Here is a 21,596-nt window from a genome sequence, read left to right as displayed (position 1 = left end):
CACCCCGTACCGTGGAATTTGGGCGTCCCGCTTCCCGTTAGCATGGACATCCGCACCGATCAAGGCCATTTGGGGAAGGTGTCATGACTGCCAACGTCGACGGAGTACCCGACAAATTCGCGACACTCGGGCTGACCTACGACGACGTGCTGCTGCTGCCGGGAGCCTCCGAGGTGCTTCCGAACGCGGTCGACACCTCGTCCCGCGTCTCCCGTAACGTCCGGGTGAACATCCCGCTGCTGTCGGCGGCCATGGACAAGGTCACCGAGTCCCGCATGGCGATCGCCATGGCCCGCCTCGGCGGCGCCGGCGTCCTGCACCGCAACCTGTCCGTCGAGGACCAGGTCAACCAGGTCGACCTCGTGAAGCGTTCCGAGTCCGGCATGGTCACCGACCCGATCACCGTCCACCCCGAGGCGACGCTCGCCGAGGCCGACGCCCTGTGCGCGAAGTTCCGCATCAGCGGCGTCCCGGTCACCGACCCCTCCGGCAAGCTCCTGGGCATCGTCACCAACCGCGACATGGCCTTCGAGAGCGACCGCGCCCGCCAGGTCCGCGAGGTCATGACCCCGATGCCGCTGGTCACCGGCCACGTCGGCATCTCCGGCTCCGACGCGATGGAACTCCTGCGCCGCCACAAGATCGAGAAGCTGCCCCTCGTCGACGACGCGGGCATCCTCAAGGGCCTCATCACCGTCAAGGACTTCGTCAAGGCGGAGAAGTACCCCAACGCCGCCAAGGACGCCGACGGCCGCCTCATCGTCGGTGCCGCCGTGGGCGCCTCCCCCGAGGCCCTGGAGCGCGCCCAGGCGCTCGCCGAGGCCGGCGTCGACTTCCTGGTCGTCGACACCTCCCACGGCCACAACAGCAACGCCCTCAGCTGGATGGCGAAGATCAAGTCCAGCGTGAACGTCGACGTCATCGGTGGCAACGTCGCCACCCGCGACGGCGCCCAGGCGCTCATCGACGCCGGTGTCGACGGCATCAAGGTCGGCGTCGGCCCCGGCTCGATCTGCACCACGCGCGTGGTCGCCGGAATCGGCGTCCCCCAGGTCACCGCCATCTACGAGGCGTCCCTCGCCGCCCGCGCGGCGGGCATCCCGCTCATCGGCGACGGCGGCCTGCAGTACTCCGGCGACATCGGCAAGGCGCTCGCCGCGGGCGCCGACACCGTCATGCTGGGCTCGCTCCTCGCGGGCTGCGAGGAGTCCCCGGGCGAGCTGATGTTCATCAACGGCAAGCAGTTCAAGTCGTACCGCGGCATGGGCTCCCTGGGCGCCATGCAGTCGCGCGGGCAGGGCAAGTCGTACTCCAAGGACCGCTACTTCCAGGCCGAGGTCTCCTCGGACGACAAGCTCGTCCCCGAGGGCGTCGAGGGCCAGGTGCCCTACCGGGGCCCGCTGTCCAACGTGCTGCACCAGCTCGTCGGCGGCCTGCGCCAGACCATGGGCTACGTGGGCGCCGCGACCATCGAGGAGATGGAGTCCAAGGGCCGCTTCGTGCGCATCACCTCCGCCGGTCTGAAGGAGTCGCACCCGCACGACATCCAGATGACCGTCGAGGCGCCGAACTACAGCCGCAAGTGATCTCCACGCGCGCGTGAGGCCCGACCGAGGCGGCCCCGGAGGCATCCGGGGCCGCCTTTGTCATACCCGTCGGCGATACTGGAAGGCGCTGCAACGCAACAGGGAAAGGCCACAGACGTGACTGAGATCGAGATCGGGCGCGGCAAGCGCGGCCGTAGGGCGTACGCCTTCGACGACATCGCCGTCGTCCCCAGCCGCCGTACGCGGGACCCGAAGGAGGTCTCGATCGCCTGGCAGATCGACGCCTACCGCTTCGAGCTGCCCTTCCTGGCCGCCCCCATGGACTCGGTCGTCTCCCCGGCCACCGCCATCCGCATCGGCGAGCTGGGCGGCCTCGGCGTCCTCAACCTCGAAGGGCTCTGGACGCGCTACGACGACCCGCAGCCGCTGCTCGACGAGATCGCCGAGCTGCCCTCCGAGCAGGCGACGCGCCGCCTCCAGGAGATCTACGCCGCCCCGATCAAGGAAGAGCTGATCGGCCGCCGCATCAAGGAGGTGCGCGACGCGGGCGTGGTCACCGCCGCCGCGCTCTCCCCACAGCGCACGGCCCAGTTCTCCAAGGCCGTCGTCGACGCGGGCGTGGACATCTTCGTCATCCGGGGGACGACGGTCTCCGCGGAGCACGTCTCCGGGTCGCACGAACCGCTCAACCTCAAGCAGTTCATCTACGAACTCGACGTCCCGGTGATCGTCGGCGGCTGCGCCACCTACACGGCCGCCCTGCACCTCATGCGCACGGGCGCGGCGGGCGTCCTCGTCGGCTTCGGCGGCGGCGCCGCGCACACCACGCGCAACGTCCTGGGCATCCGCGTCCCGATGGCGACGGCCGTCGCGGACGTCGCCGCCGCGCGCCGCGACTACATGGACGAGTCCGGCGGGCGGTACGTCCACGTCATCGCCGACGGCGGTGTCGGCTCGTCCGGCGACCTGCCCAAGGCGATCGCCTGCGGCGCCGACGCGGTCATGATGGGCTCCCCGCTGGCCCGTGCCACCGACGCGCCCGGCAAGGGGCACCACTGGGGCATGGAGGCCGTCAACGAGGAGCTGCCGCGCGGCAAGAAGGTCGACCTCGGGACCGTCGGCACCGTCGAGGAGGTCCTCACCGGGCCGTCCCACACGCCCGACGGGTCCATGAACTTCTTCGGCGCGCTGCGGCGGGCCATGGCGACGACCGGGTACAGCGAGCTCAAGGAGTTCCAGCGGGTCGAGGTCGCTGTCGCGGATTCGCAGGACCGGCGGTAGTCGGGCCGGGTCGTACGACGTCTGGAGGGGCCGGTCGCCGCGGGTGCGGTGATCGGCCCCTTTTCGTTTTTCTTGAGGCTTCTGATGGGGGCGCGCGAGGTGAAGTGGGGGGCGTGCGGTGGTGAACGGGGTTTGAGGGAAGGTTTCTGCTGATCGTCGGGCGATAGCGTCCTTCTTGTGGCGCTCCAGGTTTCTGGCAGCGCCCCCTTCCAGGGATTTGATCCGGACCCCGTCCCCTCGGGGCCCGGCCCGACTCCCGACGAAGCCGTCCACCGGGCTACTGGGCGGTGCCGTGGAAGGGGGCGCCCATGGGACGCCATCGCAAGCCCACCCGCTGGGACCGGATCCGTCTTCGGATGGTTCAGTTCAAGAGGAGGTGGATCTTGCGGCTGTTTGGATGGTGAGTGGCCGCCCCCAAGTCACCTAGGGGCGGAACACCCATGAACCATCCGGGAGCCTGCCGCAGTGCCCACTGCGGTGGGCTCCCACCCTTTAGGCGTGATGGTGAATGGCCGTCCCTGTAGGAACCAGGGGCGGACACTCCTCGGTCCATCCACGAGCCAGCACAGTGGCCTGCTGGCTGACTCCACCTGTCTCCAAGGTACTGGCCCCCACCCGCCCCGCGCCACCAACCCCAGAAGTGCGCTCCTCCCACGCGCCCCCTTTCACAACCGATGCGCCGCCCCCGTAGGCGTCGCCCCCCGCGTGTCCAGCAGAAGCTGCGCCTTCACCGACAACCCCTGAAGGTCGTACGTCCGGTGCTGCTGGAGGAGGATCGTGAGGTCGGCGTCGGCGGCGGCCTCGTAGAGGGAGTCGGCGCGGGGGACGGGGCGGTCGAGGACGTTCCAGGAGGGGACGTGGGGGTCGTGGTAGCTGACCGAGGCGCCGAGTTCCATGAGGCGGACAGCGATCTCGCGCGCGGGGGTGTTCTGCTGGTCGGCGAGGTCCTGTTTGTAGGTGACGCCCAGGAGGAGGACGCGGGCGCCGCGCGCCGACTTGCCGTGCTCGTTGAGGAGGGCGGCGGCGCGCTGGACGACGTACCGGGGCATGCGGGTGTTGACCTGCTGGGCGAGTTCGACCATGCGCAGAGGGCCGCCGGGGTGGTCGAGGGGGACGGAGTGGCCGCCGACGCCGGGGCCCGGGCGGAACGCCTGGAAGCCGAACGGCTTGGTCTCGGCGCACCGGATGACGTCCCAGAGGTCGACACCCAGACGGTGGCAGAGGATCGCCATCTCGTTGACGAGCGCGATGTTGACGTGCCGGAAGTTGGTCTCCAGCAGCTGCACGGTCTCCGCTTCCCGCAGCCCCCGCGCGCGGACGACCTTGTCGGTGAGCCGTCCGTAGAACGCGGCGGCGGACTCCGTGCACGCGGGCGTGAGACCGCCGATGACCTTCGGGGTGTTGGCCGGCGTGAAGGCGCGGTTGCCGGGGTCGACGCGGCTGGGGGAGTGCGCGAGGTGGAAGTCGCGTCCCGCGCGCAGGCCCGAGGTCTCCTCCAGGAGGGGCCGCAGGAAGTCCTCGGTCGTCCCGGGGTGGACGGGCGATTCGAGGATGACGGTGGTGTGCGGGCGCAGGTGCCCGGCGAGGGTGCGCGCGGCGGCCTCCACCTGGCCGAGGTCGAGTCCGCCGTCCGCGTCGCGCGGGGTGGGCGCGCAGATCACCGCCGTGCGGACGCGGCCGAGTTCGGCGGGGTTCGTGACGATCCGGAAGCCTCCGGCGAGCATCCGGCGCAGTTCGGCGGGGGTGAGGGAGCCGGGCTCCGGGCCGGTGCGGTAGCCGATGGTGGGGATGCCGGCCGCGACCGCGGCCTGGGCCAGGGGCAGGCCGAGCGGGCCGAGTCCGATGACGGCGAGATCTGCGGGCATGGCGTGGACCGTCCTTCCCAGTCACCGAGAACGGTGGGTTAACCGAAGCGTGGCGGGTACGCAAGCCCTGTGGACTGGACGGGCGAGCGCAATGTCAGACTAGGAGTAAATATGACCGTTATGTTGGATTGGTCGGGCGTGTTGTCCACAGGCTGAGGACGGGTGGTGGCCGAACCCGGGCAAGACGGTCAGGATTGAGCCAGGACAGGGCAGGGCAGGGCGGGCGACGGCGGGAGACGACGGTGAGGACAGCGGCACTCGGTCCGGCGCAGCGCGCCGAGTCACTGGCGGGCATGGCCGAACACGAACTCGACGTCCTGGTCATCGGCGCCGGAGTGGTCGGCGCGGGCACGGCCCTCGACGCCGTCACCCGGGGCCTGTCGACCGGCCTGGTCGAGGCCCGTGACTGGGCGTCGGGCACCTCCAGCAGGTCCAGCAAGCTCGTCCACGGCGGCCTGCGCTACCTGGAGATGCTGGACTTCGCCCTCGTCCGCGAGGCGCTGAAGGAGCGCGGGCTGCTGCTGGAACGCCTCGCGCCGCACCTGGTCAAGCCGGTGCCGTTCCTCTACCCGCTGCGGCACAAGGGCTGGGAGCGGCTGTACGCGGGCTCGGGCGTCGCCCTCTACGACGCGATGTCCATGGCGCGCGGGCACGGCCGGGGCCTGCCCCTGCACCGCCACCTGAGCCGCCGTCACGCCCTGCGCGTCGCCCCGGCGCTGCGCGGGGACGCGCTCGTCGGGGCGCTCCAGTACTACGACGCCCAGATGGACGACGCCCGCTTCGTCGCGACCCTGGTGCGCACGGCGGCCTCGTACGGGGCGAAGGCCGCCAACCGCGCGCGGGTGACCGGGTTCCTGCGCGAGGGGGAGCGGGTCGTCGGCGCGCGCGTGCAGGACGTCGAGGCGGGCGGGGAGTACGAGATCCGGGCCCGGCAGATCGTCAACGCGACCGGGGTGTGGACCGACGACACGCAGGCGATGGTCGGCTCGCGCGGGCAGTTCCACGTCCGGGCGTCCAAGGGGATCCACCTCGTCGTCCCGCGCGACCGGATCAACTCCTCGACGGGGCTGATCCTGCGCACCGAGAAGTCCGTCCTGTTCGTCATCCCCTGGGGGCGGCACTGGATCGTCGGGACGACCGACACCGACTGGGACCTCGACAAGGCGCACCCGGCCGCGTCCAGCGCCGACATCGACTACCTCCTGGAGCACGTCAACTCGGTGCTCGCGACGCCGCTCACGCGCGACGACGTCGAGGGGGTGTACGCCGGGCTGCGGCCCCTGCTCGCGGGCGAGTCGGACGCGACCAGCAAGCTGTCGCGCGAGCACACCGTCGCGCATCCGGTGCCGGGGCTGGTCGTCGTCGCGGGCGGCAAGTACACGACGTACCGGGTGATGGCCAAGGACGCGGTCGACGAGGCCGTCCACGGGCTCGACCAGCGGGTCGCCGCCTGTGTCACCGAGGACGTGCCGCTGCTGGGGGCCGAGGGGTACCGGGCGCTGTGGAACGCGCGGGCGCGGATCGCCGCGCGGGCCGGGCTGCACGCCGTGCGGATCGAGCACCTGCTGAATCGGTTCGGCGCGCTGGCGGAGGAGGTGCTTGAGCTGATCGCCGAAGACCCCTCGCTGGGGGTGCCGTTGCAGGGCGCGGACGACTATCTGCGGGCCGAGGTCGTCTACGCCGCCTCGCACGAAGGGGCCCGGCACCTCGACGACGTGCTGACCCGGCGGACCCGGATCTCCATCGAGACCTTCGACCGGGGGACCCGCTGCGCCCGCGAGGCCGCCGAGCTGATGGCGCCGGTGCTGGGGTGGGACGAGGGACAGGTCGAGCGTGAGGTCCAGCACTACGAGAAGCGGGTGGAGGCGGAGCGGGAGTCCCAGCGGCAGCCGGACGATCTGACGGCGGACGCGGCGCGGTTGGGGGCGCCGGACATCGTGCCTCTGTGACGGGGCTTTCCGGGGCTGAGTCGGGCTGCTCGGGACGCTTCTCGTGAGATCACCCGGACGAGTGACCCGTCGTCGGGATCTTTGCCCGGAACCCCGCCGTTCTACTGGTATCGCGGGCAGAACTCGGCGGAGAGCAAGTCCGGTTCGAGGTCGGGGTCGGCCGGCGAGGTGGTGTTCACGCGGAAGGTGAGGACATGGCGGCCGTCGACGGTGGCCGCGGTGCGCACGTAGCTGCCGGAGATCCGGCCGTTGTGTCCCCACACCGTGACACCGCAGGGCAGCTTCGCAGGGAACAGGCCCATGCCGTACGAGCCGTGTGCGGTACGGGTGTCCAGCATCTCGCGCAGCCAGTGCGGGGACAGGAGTTCACCGCCGAGCAGCGCCGCGTAGAAGCGGTCGAGATCGGCGAGCGTGGTCACCAGCTCGCCGGCGGCGCCGGCGACGCGGGGGTCGAGATCGGTGACGTCGGAACCGTCGCTCGCGTAGGCGCGGCCGTGCGGTGCGGGAAGAGAGGTCCGGGAACCAGGGAAGGAGGTGCCTGTCAGGCGGAGAGGAGCGATGACGCGGCGTTCGGCCTCGGCGGCGTAGGAGCGGCCGGTGACCTGTGCGACGACCAGGCCGAGCAGGACGTAGTTGGTGTTGGAGTAGGAGTAGCGGCCTCGGTCGGCCGGAGGGTGGGTGAGCGCGAGACGAACGGCTTGGACAGCGGTGACGGGGACGGTCCCATGGGTGTCCCGGGTGAAGTCGTACAGGCCGCTGGTGTGGGTGAGCAGGGAGCGCAGGGTCAGCGCGCGGCCGTCGTTGCCGGCTCCCCGCACCAGGCCGGGCAGGTGCCGCTCCACCGTGTCGGACAGTGACAGCCGGTGTTCCGCCGCCAGTTGGAGCACCACGGTGGCCACGAAGGTCTTCGTGACGCTGCCGGCCCGGAAGTGGTCGTCCCTGGAGATGCCGGTCCCCGCGGACGCGTACCGGCTGCCGTCCTCGTCCCGTACCAGCAGGGCGGCGGCCGGTGCCTTTCCCCGGGAGACCAGTTGGGGCAGCAGCGCCTGGGCGGTCGGGTCCGCCGTCGCCTGGGAGACGACCGCCGCCAGCTCCAGCAGCACCAGCGCGACGGCGACGACCAGCACGCTGCGCAGCGGTGGCATCGCGGTCCTCCCTCGGGGGACGGGGCCTCGGACGGCGGCCTTGAGCGGTGGGGGAGATGGGTGGTGGGGGTCATGATGCAGGCCGTGGATGGGGGTGAGGTGAGGCGGAGATGGGGGAGGCGTGGGGTTGACGTGACGGTCGGCGGCAACCGGCGTGCGGGGGCGGGCGGTTCGGCCGTCGTGGGAGCCGGTGCGGCGAATGTCCGGGCGGGCGTGGCGGGGTGACGTGAGGCGGTGTCAGGGACAGGAGGTGAGGATGGCTCAACCAGGGTGTACCTATTGGCCGGAATGTGAAGACAGGGGGTGCGAGGAGAGGGGGGTCTGGGCGTCGGGCACTTGGCGGGTAGGGGACAATGGAGGCTCTGTCAGGGCGGGTTGCATGAGGGGACGCATGTCGGAGGCGGAGCGGGCGGGGACATCCCGTCAGGACAAGAGCGCACGTCTCCTCGCCGGGCGGTACCGGCTGGGAGGCGTACTCGGCCGCGGCGGCATGGGGACGGTGTGGCGCGCGGAGGACGAGACCCTTGGGCGGACCGTCGCCGTCAAGGAGCTGCGGTTCCCGTCGAGCATCGACGAGGAGGAGAAGCGCCGGCTGATCACGCGGACGCTGCGCGAGGCGAAGGCCATCGCGAAGATCCGCAACAACAGCGCGGTGACCGTCTTCGACGTGGTCGACGAGGACGACCGGCCCTGGATCGTCATGGAGCTGGTCGAGGGCCGCTCGCTCGCCGAGGTCATCCGTGAGGACGGCCTGCTGAAGCCCCGGCGCGCGGCCGAGGTCGGGCTCGCGATCCTCGACGTGCTGCGGGCGGCGCACCGCGCGGGCATCCTGCACCGGGACGTGAAGCCGTCGAACGTGCTGATCGCCGAGGACGGCCGGGTCGTCCTCACGGACTTCGGGATCGCGCAGGTCGAGGGCGACCCGTCGATCACCTCGACCGGCATGCTCGTCGGCGCGCCCTCCTACATCGCCCCCGAGCGCGCCCGCGGCCACAAGCCGGGACCGGCGGCGGACCTCTGGTCGCTCGGCGGCCTGCTGTACGCGGCGGTCGAGGGAGCCCCGCCCTACGACAAGGGCTCGGCGATCGCGACGCTCACGGCGGTGATGACCGAACCCCTGGAGGAGCCGAAGAACGCGGGCCCCCTCAGGGACGTCATCTACGGGCTGCTCACCAAGGACCCGGTGCGGCGGCTCGACGACGCGGGCGCTCGGGCGCTGCTGGAGAAGATCGTCTACGCGCCCGAGCCCGAGACGACCCAGCCGATGGACGCGACGCAGGTCGTGCCGATGATGGCGCGGCCCGACGCGCCCGCGAAGCCGGAACGCAAGACGCGGCCCGCGGCGAAGGCGACCGTGACGGCCGGCGCCCCGGCCGTCGGCCGTACCGCGCAGGCCCCCGCAGGCGTCCCCGCGCCCGTGAACGCCCCCACGGCCGGGCGCAGTTCCGGCTGGCCCGTCATGGAGCCCCCGGACCTGCCCGCGCGGCCGGTGCAGCGGGCGCCGCTGACGGACGTCGTGCCGAAGCGGACGCTGGTGATCATCGCGGTGGTCGTGGTGCTCGCCGTGATCGGCACGGTCATCGCGGTCAGCCTCAGCGGGGACAGCGGCAGTGACAGCTCGCGCGGCGAGGGCGCCGGGCGGACCGTCGCGAGCGAGAGCGTCGGCACCAAGGAGGACGAGGCGGACGGCACCCGCACGGACGGGTCCGTCGGCCGGTCCGCGCAGCCCGACGCGTCCGGCGCGAGCGCGGCGGCGCCGACCGGGGGCACCGGGGCGCAGGTGACGCCGTCGGCGGGCGCGGCCGTCTCGTCGTACCAGGGCGGCCAGGGGTACACGATCGGGCTGCCCGCCGGATGGAAGTTCCAGACCGCCAGCTCGGCGGGTGACCGGTTCACCGGGCCGGACGGGCAGAAGCTGCTCGTCGCCTGGACCAGCACGCCCAAGGACGACCCGGTGGCGGACTGGCGCAGCCAGGAGAAGTCCATGCGGCGCGCGCAGTACCAGAAGATCCGAATAGAGGCGGTGGACTACCGCGGCTGGAACACCGCCGACTGGGAGTTCACCTACAGCGAGAGCGGGACCTCGTACCGGACGATCGACCGGGGCTTCGTCGTCAGCGACACCCAGGGGTACGCGCTCATGTACACGGCGAAGGCCGCCGACTGGTCCGGTGAGCTGCGCGGGGCCACGTGGACGGCGCTCACGGAGAGCTTCCGGCCCAAGAAGTGAGACGGAGGCTTCCGGGCCGCTCGGACGGGGGATGGACCGGGATATATGGCAACCGCTCTTTGCGGGTTGCCTCCGGCACGTATCGTGAGTGCTTGCGGACCGTACGCATCCGGGTAGAGGTGCACAACGGAGCGCGACGCGAACGGAATTGACAGACCGGACGGCCGGGGGAGGCACGATGGACGACTACGCGGGCCGGGTGCTCGCCGACCGCTACCGGCTGCCCCTGCCGCCCTCCGAGGCGTACGAACTCAGCGAGACGCGGGCCTTCGACACCTACAGCGGTCAGGAAGTCCTCGTCAGGCAGGTGCCCCTGCCCGAGGTCGTCGAGGCGGAGGTGCTGGACGCGGAGGGGCTGCCCGAGGGGTTCACCGCGCGTGAGCGCGCGTACGGCGCGAGCACCAGGAGGCCCGCCGACCCCGTCGTACGGCGCGCCCTGGAGGCCGCGCAGGCCGCCGCGCGGATCCCCGACCATCCCCGGCTCGACCAGGTCTTCGACGTGTTCGCCGAGGGCGGCTCGCTGTGGATAGTGAGCGAACTGGTGGGCGCGCGCACGCTGGCCGACCTGCTCGCCGAGAAGCCGCTGACGCCGTACCGGGCGGCCGAGGTCGCCTCCGACGTGCTGATGGCGCTGCGGGTGCTGCACGCGCACGGCTGGGTGCACCGCAACATCACCGCGCGGACCGTCCTCGTCTGCGACGACGGGCGGATCGTGCTCACCGGCCTCGCGGTCGGGGCGGCCGAGGAAGCGCTGTGCGGCAACGACCCGGTGCCCGCCGAGGACGGGCCGCTGCCCAGGGGCGCGAGCGGGACGATCCCCGGCGCCGGAGCGTTCCCCGGGGGCGGCGCGGCGGCCACTGACCCCGAGGCCGCGCGCAGGGCCGCCATAGAGGCGCGGGCCGCCGGGAGGCTGCCCGGGGGCGCCACGGGCAACGGCGGGCCCTTCGCGGGCACGTCCCCGACGGTGGCACCGCCGACCGGGGTGCCCTCCCCGACGGGCACGTTCTCGCGAGGCGGCACCCCCGGTGGCGGGTTCCCCGCGGGTGTGCCCTCCGGGAGCCCCGCCCCGGCGGAGAGCACCGGCGAGGACATCCGCGCGGCGCGCGCCGGGGCGATCGCCGCCTACCGCGCGGGCGCGCGCGCTGCGGCCAGGGTCCAGGAGGCCCAGCAGAACGGGCGCGCCGCGCTGCCCGGGGCCCGCGCGGAGACGCCGCCCGGTCAGATCGCGGACCCCTACGGTGTGCGGGAGACGGGCGGCGTCGGCCCGTACGGCGCACGTGAGGCGCGTGCCCTGCCCGAGGCCGGGGCGTCCCCGGACTCCGTCACTCCCACCCGATGGAGTGACCTCGCGGCGGGAACCCCGGCCGGGGCACCGGCCGTTGAGCAGGCAGACACCGCTCGTCCCGCGCAGAACGTCACCGGCAGGCCGGCCCCGACCACCGCCCTCGCCGCCGAGCGTGCCCGCCAGGCACGGATGGCGGTCGTGGGGCCCGTGACCGAGCGCTGGGCCCCCGAACAGGCCGGCCCGGTCCACGAGAACTGGCAACTGGCCGCGCCCATCGGCCCCGCCACCGACCTCTGGGCCCTCGGCGCGCTGCTCTTCCGGGCCGTCCAGGGGCACGCGCCCTACCCGGAGGACTCGACGGCCGAGCTGGTGCAGATGGTGTGCGGCGAGCCGCCCGCGTTCGCCGAGGAGTGCGGACCGCTCAGGCCGGTTGTGGAGTCGCTGCTGCGCCAGGACCCGACCGAGCGGCCGGACTTCGAGGAACTGCGCGGCTGGCTGCGGTCCCTGGTGCGCTCGGCACCGGAGGCGGAGGCGGGCGCGTACGTCGTCACCGCGCCGCCCGCCGACCCGCGCCGGCTGCCGATCATCCGCCGCAAGGGCGAACTGGTGCGCAGACGCCGGGCACGGGCCGCGGCGGGCGGGGCGCACGGCCGGCACAAGCGGGGGCGCGTCGAGCCGGAGCGGCGGGGGCGTACCGAGGTGGAGCGGTCGCCGCGCAGCCTCGGGCGGACGCTGCTCGTGCTCGTCCTGCTCCTGCTGGCCGGGGCGATCGCGTACGCGGTGCTCTTCATGCCCAAGGCCGGCGAGGACGGGGCCACGCAGCGCACCGGCAGCTCCACCGGCGCCGGCGAGCCCGCGGGCACCGGTGTCTCGCCGCCGCCCGCCAGCAGCGAACCCCGACCCGACCAGTCCACGCCGGGGACGGACGAGACGACGGCCGGCACGTCCACGCAGGCCGGATCGGGGCCCGACGTCGCCGACGGGTTCACGCTGCGCGCGGACGACGCCGGGTTCCGGATCGCCGTCGCGAACGGGTGGGAGCGCTCGCCGAAGAACGGGCGCGGGCAGATCGTCTACGCGCACGGGAACTTCGAGCTGATCGTGGTGCCGGGCCGCGACAGCGCGGCGGCCAACGGGAGTGACCCGATGGCCTACCAGCGGGACCGGGAGAGCGAGCTGCAGCCGTACCGGGATTCCAGTTGGGCCACCGCGTCCGGGCTCAGGAACATCCAGGTCGGGCAGCAGCGGATGGCCGAGGGGCAGTTCACCTGGACGAGCGACGACGGGCGGGAACTGTTCGTCCGCAACCGGGCGATCCTCATCGCCGGGCGCTACCACGTCGTCCAGGTGCGCGGGCCCGAGGCGGAGCGTGACGAGGTGACGCGGCTGTACGAGCAGGCGGCGGAGAGCTACCGGTACACCGGCTGAGCGCGGGACGGCGGAGGTGCGGGCCGGTTCCCTTTCCGTGCGCGAAGCGACAACCGTCACAGTGGTGTCTCCATGGGCCCCCTTTGGTTCCCCGGACGTCGGCCGGTCTTTACGCTGAGCCTGTCAAGAGCATTGCGGGGCAACGTGAATCAGATGCAGGGCCTGCTCCTCGCGGGCCGCTACCGGCTCGTCGACTCCATCGGGAGCGGCGGCATGGGCCGTGTGTGGCGTGCGCACGATGAGCTGCTGCACCGGGCCGTCGCCATCAAGGAGCTGACCGCCGCCCTCTACGTCGCCGAGGCCGATCAGGCCGTCCTGCTGGCCCGTACGCGCGCGGAGGCGCGGGCGGCGGCGCGGATCAACCACTCCGCCGTCGTCACCGTCCACGACGTCCTCGAACACGACGGCCGGCCCTGGATCGTGATGGAGCTGGTCGAGGGGCGGTCGCTCGCGGACGCGGTCAAGGAGGACGGGCGGGTCGAGCCCGCCGAGGCCGCGCGGATCGGGCTGTGGGTGCTGCGGGCGCTGCGCGCGGCGCACTCCGCGGGGGTGCTGCACCGGGACGTCAAGCCCGGCAACGTTCTCCTCTCCGGTGACGGGCGGGTTCTCCTCACCGACTTCGGGATCGCGCAGATCGAGGGGGACACGACGATCACCCGTACGGGCGAGGTCGTCGGATCGGTGGACTACCTCGCGCCCGAGCGGGTACGGGGCAACGACCCCGGGCCCTCCTCCGACCTCTGGGCGCTCGGCGCGACGCTCTACACCGCCGTCGAGGGGCGCTCGCCCTTCCGGCGGACCTCGCCGTTGACCACCATGCAGGCGGTCGTCCAGGAGGAGGCCGTCGAGCCCCGGCACGCGGGCGTCCTCGGGCCCGTCATCTCGGCGCTCCTGCGCAAGGACCCCGCGACCCGGCCCGACACGGCCGAGGCCGAGCAGCTTCTCGCGGAGGCGGCGGAGGGGCGGCGGCCGAACGGGGCGCAGGCGTATGTGGCGACGCAGTACGGGGGCGGGTATCCGGGGGCGCAGGGGTTCGACTCCGGGTCGCGGGCCGGGCTCGGGGGGACGACGGGCGGGGTTTCGGGCGGGGCGACGAACGGGGGTGGGTTCGGGACCGCAGGTGGGCCGGAGGGGGTGGCCGGGTACGGGACTTCGGGCGGGGCTGGGGGTGGTGCGTACGGGACTTCCGGCGGGAACGGGGGCGTTGCGTACGGGACCTCGGGTGGGCCCGGGGGTGTGGCTCCTGGGGCCGGGTATGGGACCGGGGGCGCTGCGCAGGGTGGGTTCGGGTCCGGGAGTGGGGTGCTGCCCAGGGACGGGTTCCCCGGTGCGGGGGGTTCGGGGAGTGGTTCGCATTTCGTGACGGGGGCGGGAACTCCGTACGGGGGCGGGGCGTTGGAAAGTGCGACGGGGGGGCCGGCGTACGGGGCCGGTGGCACCGGGTCCACCGCCGTCGGCGGCGGTGCCGGTCCGGCGCCTAAGCGCAGGCGGCTGCGGACGCTGGCGCTGGTCGTCGTGCTGGCGGCGCTGGTCGGTGGCGGGACGGCCGTCGCGTACCAGAAGTGGGATGAGGGGCGGCAGACCGAGCAGGCGTCCCCGGGGCCCTCGCCGAGCCCGTCGGCGGTCGAGGGGAGCGTGCCCGATGACTGGGTCGAGATCGACGACCCGCTCGGGTTCGGGCTCTCGCTGCCCAAGGGCTGGAAGCGGGAGGTCTTCCAGGACGACGGGGACCTGAAGCAGATCGACTACACGCCGGACAAGGGCAGGCACTTCGTCCGGATCGCCATGGACACCTCGCCTGACTACGCCGATCCGCACGCCCATCAGCTCGACCTGGAGAAGCAGCTCCGGCGGCTCGTCGACTACCGGCGTGTCAGGCTGGAGGAGAACCTGTACCGGGACCGCAAGGGGTCCGAGTGGGAGTACACCTGGACCGCGCTCGCCAAGGACACGCCCCACCCGGGGGCGCGGCGCGCGATCGAGGAGACGTACGTCGCGCACGACGGGACGGAGTACGCGATCTACATGTCGGCCCCGGCCGACGACTGGGCCACCACGGCGAAGAAGTTCACGTCGGTGCTGCGGAGCTGGCGGGAGGCGGGGACGTCGTCCTGAGCGGGTGGCGGGACGGGGGCTGGAGCGGCGTCACGGGGGGCGGCGGGGTAGGGCAGGGCGTGTGGCGGATGCGGCGGGGGCGTTGTGGTGGGGGCGCGGCGGGGCGTGTGGCGGGGTGCTTCGGGGCGCTGTGGCGGCGGCCGGGGCGCGCTCGCCGTGCCGTCCGCGTCACACGGCTTCACGTTCGGCACTCCCGCGTCGACAACCACCCGTCTCGCACGGTACTCATGGGGCATGAGCAACGACCTGGGTGCCGGGGACGACGACGGCGGCTCGATAGTGGGAGGGCGCTACCGCCTTCTCGGGCGGATCGGGGGCGGCGACGCCGGGAGGGTCTGGCGGGGGTGGGACGAGGTCGCGGAGCGGGAAGTCGCCGTCAAGGAGCCCCGGTTGCCGGGGGAGCCGGGGGACGAGGTGTACCGGCGGGCGGCGCACCGGCTCTACCGCGAGGCGCGTGCGGCGGCCCGGGTCGAGCATCCGGGGGCGGTGGTCATCCATGACGTCGTCGCCGAGGGGGAGGACGAACTTCCCTGGATCGTCATGGAGTTGGTGGAGGGGGAGTCCCTGGCGGAGGTGATCGGCCGCGGGGCGCTGGGAGTCGCCGAGGCCGCGCGGGTCGGGGGTGTCCTGCTCGGGGCGCTGCGGGCCGCGCACGCGGTCGGGATCGTGCACCGGGACGTCCGGCCGGCCAACGTGCTGCTCGGCGCGGACGGACGGGTCGTGCTCACCGACTTCGGCATCGCCCACGGGTACGGCGACGAAACCCCCGCCGGCGAGCTGGAGTTCGCCGCGCCGGAGTGGCTGGCGGGCGAGCACGCCGGGCCGGAGTCCGACCTGTGGTCGCTCGGTGTGCTGCTGTATGCGGCCGTCGAGGGGGCGTCCCCGTTCCTGCGGCCCACCGCCGAGGAGACGCGCGCGGCCGTCCTCGCGGGGGAGACGGCCGAGCCGCGCCACGCGGGCGAACTGGCCCCGCTCCTCCAGGGGTTGCTGGTGACCGACCCCGGCGCGCGGCTGGACGCGGACGAGGTCGAGAAGGTGCTGCACGCGCTGTCCGGGAGCCGGCCCGAGGGGACGGCCGAGCGGACGGGGGCGCGGAGGGTCGTGGCGCGGGAGGAGACGCAGGAGACCAGGGTGGAGATGGAGACGCCGGCCCGGCGCCGGCCGTTTCCGTTGAGCTTGTTCTTCGGGTGAGGTGACGGGGGGTGGGGAGAGGCGAGGGGGCGTGAGGCGGGCCGGGGGCCAGGGACCGGAGTCGGGGGTGGGGGCGGTGGCGGTGGCGGTTGGGACGCGAGGGCGTGCGAGCCGGTCACCGTCGATGCCCCGCCTCGACCCTCAACCCAGCCCTGGCCTCGGTCTCAGCTCCGGCCCCGGCCCCGGCCCTGGCCTCAGCCCCGGTCCCGGCCCGGGCCTCAGCCCCGGCCCCGGCCCCGGTCCCGGTCCCGGTCCCGGTCCCGGCCTCAGCCCCGGTCCCGGCCCTGGCCTCAGCCCCGGTCCCGGCCTTGGCCTCAGCCCCGGTCCCGGCCTTGGCCTCAGCCCCGGCCCCGGTCCCGGCCTTGGCCTCAGCCCCGGTCCCGGCCTTGGCCTCAGCCCCGGCCCCGGTCCCGGCCTTGGCCTCAGCCCCGGTCCCGGCCTTGGCCTCAGCCCCGGTCCCGGCCTCAGCCCCGGTCCCGGCCCTGGCCTCAGCCTCGGCCCCGGTCCCGGTCCCGGCCTTGGCCTCGGCCCCGGTCCCGGTCCCGGCCCTGGCCTCAGCCCCGGTCCCGGCCCTGGCCTCAGCCTCAGCCTCGGCCCCGGCCCCGGCCCCGGCCCTGGCCTCAGCCCCGGCCTCGGCCTCGGCCTCGACCCCCGGCTCTCAGCCGTAGCCTCGGCTCTCAGCCCCAGCCGCAGTCTCGACCTCGACCCGGCCTCGGCTCTCAGCCCCCCCACCCCCCCACCCCTCCCCGCCCTGATCAGTGGCTTTGTTGCCAGTGGGTGCTGGCGGGGTGTGGGGGTGCGGTGAATGGGCGTTACCGACGGGTACCCAGGAGGTGGGGCGGCGGAATACTCTGCGCGTCATGACGGACTTGACGGACTCGCAGGCTGTGAGCGGTGCCCGGAGTGGTACGAGTGGTACGAACCCGGTCGCCCCGGCGCCGGTCGGGGTGCGGACCGCGGTGGATGTGGTGACTCCCGAGCTGGTGGCGCAGCTGACGAAGGGGGTCGTGGGGTCCGGGCGGACGGCGAATCACACGCCGTTCACCGGGGAGAAGCTGGCGGAGCTGCCGGAGTCGACGCCGCAGGACGTGGCGCTCGCCTTCGAGCGGGCCCGCGCCGCGCAGGGCGTGTGGGAGCGGACGCCGGTCAGGGAGCGGGCGGCGGTGCTGCTGCGGTTCCACGACCTGATCCTGGAGCGGCAGGCCGAGGTCCTGGACCTGATCCAGCTGGAGACCGGCAAGGCTCGCCTGCACGCGCACGAGGAGGTGCAGGCCGTCGCCGTCGCCGCCCGGCACTACGGTCGTAAGGGTCCGTCGTACCTGAGGGCCAAGGGGCATACGGGGGCCATCCCCACCTTGACCAAGGTCACCGAGCTGCGTCACCCCCGAGGGGTGGTCGGGCAGATAGCTCCCTGGAACTACCCCCTGGAGCTGTCCGTCGGCGACGCGCTCCCCGCGTTCGTCGCGGGCAACGCGGTCGTGATGAAACCGGACACCGAGACGTGCCTCACCGCGCTGTGGGCGCGCGACCTGCTGATCGAGGCCGGCCTGCCCGCCGAGGTGTTCCAGGTCGTCCTCGGCGACGGCCCGGTCGTCGGCCCCGAGGTCGTCCGGCACGCCGACTACGTCTCCTTCACCGGCTCCACCCGCACCGGCCGCGAGGTCGCGCAGGGCGCCGCCGCCCGCCTGGTCGGCGTCTCCCTCGAACTCGGCGGCAAGAACGCGATGTTGGTGCTCGAAGACGCGGACGTCGAGAAGGCCGCCGCCGGCGCCGTCCGCGCCTGTTTCTCCTCCGCCGGTCAACTCTGCATCTCCATCGAGCGGTTGTACGTCCACGAGTCGATCGCGGACGTCTTCCTCGACCGGTTCGCGGCCCGTACCCGGGCGATGCGGCTCGGCAACTCCCTCGCGTACGGCGCCGACATGGGCTCGCTCGTCGGCGAGCGGCAGCTCGACACCGTGACGCGGCACGTCGAGGAGGCCGTCGCGAAGGGCGCCAGGGTCGTCGCGGGCGGCGTCGCCCGGCCCGACATCGGCCCGTACTTCTACGAGCCGACCATCCTCGACGGCGTCGAGGCGCCGATGGCCGTGTGCGGCGAGGAGACCTTCGGCCCGGTCGTCTCCGTCTACCGGTTCACGGACGAGGACGAGGCGATCGACCTCGCCAACTCCACGGCGTACGGCCTGAATTCGTCCGTCTGGACCAAGGACGGCCGGCGCGGCAGGGCCGTCGCCGCGCGGCTGCGGACCGGCACGGTCAACGTCAACGAGGGATACGCGCCCGCCTACGGCAGCGTCCAGTCCCCGATGGGCGGCATGAAGGACTCCGGGCTCGGCCGGCGGCACGGCTCCGAGGGCATCCTCAAGTACACCGAGGCCCAAACCGTCGCCCAGCAGCGGCTGTTGCCGATGGCGCCCTCGCTCGGCATGGACGACGAGAAGTACGCGCGCTTCATGAGCCGGAGCCTGCGGGTGATGAAAGCGTTCCGGTTCCGCTAGGAGGCCAGCGTGTCAGACAACCCCCAAGACCCGTACGACTACGACGTGTTGGTCGTCGGCTCCGGCTTCGGCGGTTCCGTCACCGCGCTGCGCCTCACCGAAAAGGGGTACCGCGTAGGCGTGTTGGAGGCCGGGCGCCGGTTCGGCCGCGAGCTGCTGCCCAAGAACTCCTGGGACCTCAGGAACTACCTCTGGGCGCCGCGCCTCGGCCTGTACGGCATCCAGCGCATCCATCTCCTGGGCAACGTCATGGTGTTGGCCGGCGCGGGCGTCGGCGGCGGCTCCCTCAACTACGCCAACACCCTCTACGTACCGCCCAAGGCGTTCTTCGAGGACCCCCAGTGGAAGGAGATCACCGACTGGGAACAGGAGTTGAGCCCCTACTACGACCAGGCCCGGCGCATGCTGGGCGTGCGGCTCAACCCGACCGTCACCCCCTCGGACGTCCACCTCAAGGCCGCCGCGCAGAGCATGGGCGTCGGCGACACCTTCCACATGGCGCCGGTCGGCGTCTTCTTCGGGGACGGCGACGACGCCGACGGCGCCGCGCCGAAGGCCGAGCCCGGAGCCGAGGTCGACGACCCCTACTTCGGCGGGGCCGGCCCCAAGCGGCGGGCCTGCACCGAGTGCGGGGAGTGCATGACCGGCTGCCGGCACGGCGCGAAGAACACCCTCAACGAGAACTACCTGTACCTCGCCGAGAAGGCCGGGGCGACGGTGCACGCGATGACCACCGTCGTCTCCGTCACCGAGGACTCGCGCGGCGGCTACGCGGTCGCGACGCTGCCCACCGACAACCGGCGCAAGGGCCGGGGACGGATCCTCACCGCCCGCGAGGTCGTCCTCGCGGCCGGCACGTACGGCACGCAGACCCTCCTGCACCGGATGAAGGCGGGCGGCCAACTCCCGCGCCTCTCCGAGCGGTTGGGCGAGCTGACCCGGACCAACTCCGAGGCGCTGGTCGGGGCGCAGACCGACGACCGGCGCTACCGGAAGGCGACCGGACGCACCCCCGACTTCACGCGCGGGGTGGCCATCACGTCGTCCGTGCACCCGGACGCGAACACGCACATCGAGCCGGTGCGCTACGGCCGGGGATCCAACGCGATGGGCGGCCTGTCCATCGTCCAAGTCCCGTACGCGGAAGGGTCGTCGAGGGTCGCGGGCTGGCTCGCGCACGTCGCCAGGCACCCGTTGCTGCTGCTGCGGTCGCTGTCCAACCGGAAGTGGTCGGAGCGGACCATCATCGGGCTCGTCATGCAGTCGCTGGACAACTCGCTGACGACGTACCTGAAGCCGTCGGGCGTCGGGCGGGGCCTGTTGACGGCCCGTCAGGGGCACGGGGCGCCCAACCCCCAGCAGATCAAGGCCGCTTCACAGGCCGCGTCCGCGCTCGCCGCCGACATCAACGGGTTCGCCGGGTCCAACGTCGGGGAGTTGATGGGGACTCCGCTCACCGCGCACTTCCTCGGCGGGTGCCCGATCGGGGACTCGCGGGAGACCGGCGTCATCGACCCCTACCACCGGTTGTACGGGTACCCCGGGATCTCCGTCGTCGACGGGGCCGCCGTCTCCGCGAACCTCGGGGTCAACCCCTCGCTGACGATCACCGCGCAGGCCGAGCGGGCGATGGCCTTCTGGCCGAACAAGGGCGAGCCCGACGCGCGGCCGGCGCAGGGGACGGCGTACGAGCGGATCGCGGCCGTCGAGCCCAAGTCACCGGCCGTGCCGGAGGAGGCGTTCGGGGCACTGCGACTGCCGTTCCTCGGAATGCCGACGGTGCCGCCCAAACGCACGGCCGAACAGGGCTGAACAGCACGGAAGGACCTGCGCCCCCCTCCGAGCGCAGGTCCCTCCGCTGGTTTCCGTACGCGTTACGCGTGGCTGCCGGCCGTCCTGCGGCGGCGGACGACGAAGATCGCGCCCGCGCCGGCGACGACGGCCGCGCCGCCGACCAGGCCGATCAGCGGGAGCGCGGAGCCGGCGCCGGTCTCGGCGAGCGTGCCGGTGGCCTCGACGTCGCTGAGCTTGACGGGCTTGGCGCCGCCGGTCTGGGGCTTGGCCTCGCTGGGCTTACCGGCGTCGGAGCCGGCGGCCAGGACCTCGAACTCGTAGACCCAGAGGTTCGGGTCGTCCGACGCCCAGCAGCCCTCGGAGTCCGAGTACATCGCGATGCCGCCGGTGATGCCGAGGGCCGCGGGCACGCTGCCGCTGACGCTGAAGCGCAGCTTGTAGGAGACCGACTGGCCGCCGTCGAGGTTGATCGCGGAGAGTGTCGCGCCGTCGCCGGAGGCGTCCGCCAGGGTCTTCCAGGTGCCCGTGGACTTCTGGAGGACCTGGAGGGTGACCTTGCTGGAGTAGTCCGCCTCGTCGTCGAACGCGGCGATGCCGAGGATCGGCTTGACGTTCTTGATCGTCTTGTCGCCGATGTTGGAGACCTTGAACGTGATGTTCTTCCAGCCGCTGCCCGCGACGACCTTCGAGGGCACGCCGCTCAGACCGCTGGTCAGGTTCTCGTCGATGCCACCGGGGGCGTCCTCGTCGTCGTCCGTCGCGCAGTAGTCGACGTCGGCGGGGGCGGACGGCGACGCGCTCGGGGTGCCCGAGGGGGCGGTCGACGGCGTGCCGGACGGGGTGCCGCTGGGCGTGCCGCTCGGGGTGCCGGACGGCGTGTTCGAGGGGGCCGCGCTCGACGGCGTGCCGCTCGGGGTGTCCGACGGGGACGCGGCCGGCGACGACGGCGCGGCCTCGGACGCCGACTCGCTCGGCGAAGCCGACGGGGACGCGCTGTCCTCGGCGAACGCGGCGGGCGCCGACAGGAGGGCGAGCGGGGACAGGGCGGCCGTCGCGGCGGCCACGGCTATGGCGCGGCGGAGCTTCATGAGAAGACCTCGGGATGTCAGGCACGTCGCGCCCGGTTGGCGTGACGTGTCGGCGGAGACCTTCCGCGTTGGGGGCGCGGGTGTGGCCCGTGATTCGCATGTTTGATCCGTGAAGGACGGGAAAGGTTGCACGCCTCCTCACACAGTTTTTATGTGTTCCGCATCACGTGTTTTCCGTGT

The 21,596-nt window shown here is 72.9% G+C and carries 12 protein-coding genes; 9 read left to right on the top strand and 3 right to left on the bottom strand.

Features of this window, described 5'->3' with window-relative positions; translation table 11 throughout:
• Positions 1 to 83 precede the first annotated feature (83 nt).
• Together guaB and IAG44_RS15550 are read left to right on the top strand one after the other, a co-directional pair.
• Positions 84 to 1,586, top strand: coding sequence for an IMP dehydrogenase (guaB, locus tag IAG44_RS15555; protein WP_187747716.1), 1,503 nt, complete (start codon positions 84 to 86; stop codon positions 1,584 to 1,586).
• 117 nt (positions 1,587 to 1,703) lie between these two features.
• Complete coding sequence (locus IAG44_RS15550; protein ID WP_010351759.1) at positions 1,704 to 2,828, top strand: GuaB3 family IMP dehydrogenase-related protein; 1,125 nt, start codon at positions 1,704 to 1,706, stop codon at positions 2,826 to 2,828.
• A gap of 665 nt (positions 2,829 to 3,493) precedes the next feature.
• On the opposite strand, the gene IAG44_RS15545 is transcribed toward IAG44_RS15550, so the two are convergent.
• Positions 3,494 to 4,693, bottom strand: coding sequence for a nucleotide sugar dehydrogenase (locus tag IAG44_RS15545; RefSeq protein WP_187747715.1), 1,200 nt, complete (start codon positions 4,691 to 4,693; stop codon positions 3,494 to 3,496).
• Positions 4,694 to 4,935: 242 nt separating this feature from the next.
• On the opposite strand from IAG44_RS15545, the gene IAG44_RS15540 reads away from it, so the two are divergent.
• Positions 4,936 to 6,642, top strand: coding sequence for a glycerol-3-phosphate dehydrogenase/oxidase (locus IAG44_RS15540; protein ID WP_187747714.1), 1,707 nt, complete (start codon positions 4,936 to 4,938; stop codon positions 6,640 to 6,642).
• A gap of 101 nt (positions 6,643 to 6,743) precedes the next feature.
• Here IAG44_RS15540 and IAG44_RS15535 read toward each other — a convergent pair whose 3' ends face one another.
• Positions 6,744 to 7,787, bottom strand: coding sequence for a serine hydrolase domain-containing protein (locus IAG44_RS15535; RefSeq protein WP_187747713.1), 1,044 nt, complete (start codon positions 7,785 to 7,787; stop codon positions 6,744 to 6,746).
• A gap of 391 nt (positions 7,788 to 8,178) precedes the next feature.
• Between IAG44_RS15535 and IAG44_RS15530 the strand changes: the two genes are divergently transcribed.
• The 6 genes from IAG44_RS15530 to IAG44_RS15505 all read left to right on the top strand — a co-directional run bounded on the left by IAG44_RS15530 (position 8,179) and on the right by IAG44_RS15505 (position 20,346).
• On the top strand, positions 8,179 to 10,017 hold the full coding sequence (locus tag IAG44_RS15530) for a serine/threonine-protein kinase (protein WP_187752708.1): 1,839 nt from the start codon (positions 8,179 to 8,181) through the stop codon (positions 10,015 to 10,017).
• Positions 10,018 to 10,195: 178 nt separating this feature from the next.
• Positions 10,196 to 12,730, top strand: a complete 2,535-nt coding sequence (locus IAG44_RS15525; RefSeq protein WP_187747712.1) for a protein kinase — start codon at positions 10,196 to 10,198, stop codon at positions 12,728 to 12,730.
• Between the two features lie 153 nt (positions 12,731 to 12,883).
• Positions 12,884 to 14,845 carry a serine/threonine-protein kinase gene (locus IAG44_RS15520; RefSeq protein ID WP_187747711.1) on the top strand — a complete coding sequence of 654 codons (1,962 nt, stop codon included), beginning with the start codon at positions 12,884 to 12,886 and terminating at the stop codon, positions 14,843 to 14,845.
• Positions 14,846 to 15,079: 234 nt separating this feature from the next.
• Positions 15,080 to 16,036: a serine/threonine-protein kinase gene (locus tag IAG44_RS15515; protein ID WP_187747710.1), complete on the top strand. Its 957-nt coding sequence runs from the start codon at positions 15,080 to 15,082 to the stop codon at positions 16,034 to 16,036.
• 860 nt (positions 16,037 to 16,896) lie between these two features.
• Entirely contained in the window at positions 16,897 to 18,534 is a 1,638-nt protein-coding gene (locus IAG44_RS15510; RefSeq protein ID WP_187747709.1) for a succinic semialdehyde dehydrogenase, read from the top strand.
• Between the two features lie 9 nt (positions 18,535 to 18,543).
• Entirely contained in the window at positions 18,544 to 20,346 is a 1,803-nt protein-coding gene (locus IAG44_RS15505) for a GMC family oxidoreductase (protein ID WP_187747708.1), read from the top strand.
• A gap of 62 nt (positions 20,347 to 20,408) precedes the next feature.
• On the opposite strand, the gene IAG44_RS15500 is transcribed toward IAG44_RS15505, so the two are convergent.
• Positions 20,409 to 21,416 carry an LPXTG cell wall anchor domain-containing protein gene (locus IAG44_RS15500; RefSeq protein WP_187747707.1) on the bottom strand — a complete coding sequence of 336 codons (1,008 nt, stop codon included), beginning with the start codon at positions 21,414 to 21,416 and terminating at the stop codon, positions 20,409 to 20,411.
• Between the last annotated feature and the right edge of the window lie 180 nt (positions 21,417 to 21,596).

The sequence above is a fragment of the Streptomyces roseirectus genome (assembly GCF_014489635.1).
In the GTDB taxonomy this organism is placed as follows: domain Bacteria; phylum Actinomycetota; class Actinomycetes; order Streptomycetales; family Streptomycetaceae; genus Streptomyces; species Streptomyces roseirectus.
The sequence above is the reverse complement of the archived record's forward strand: the minus strand, read 5'-3'. Positions and strand labels throughout refer to the sequence as shown.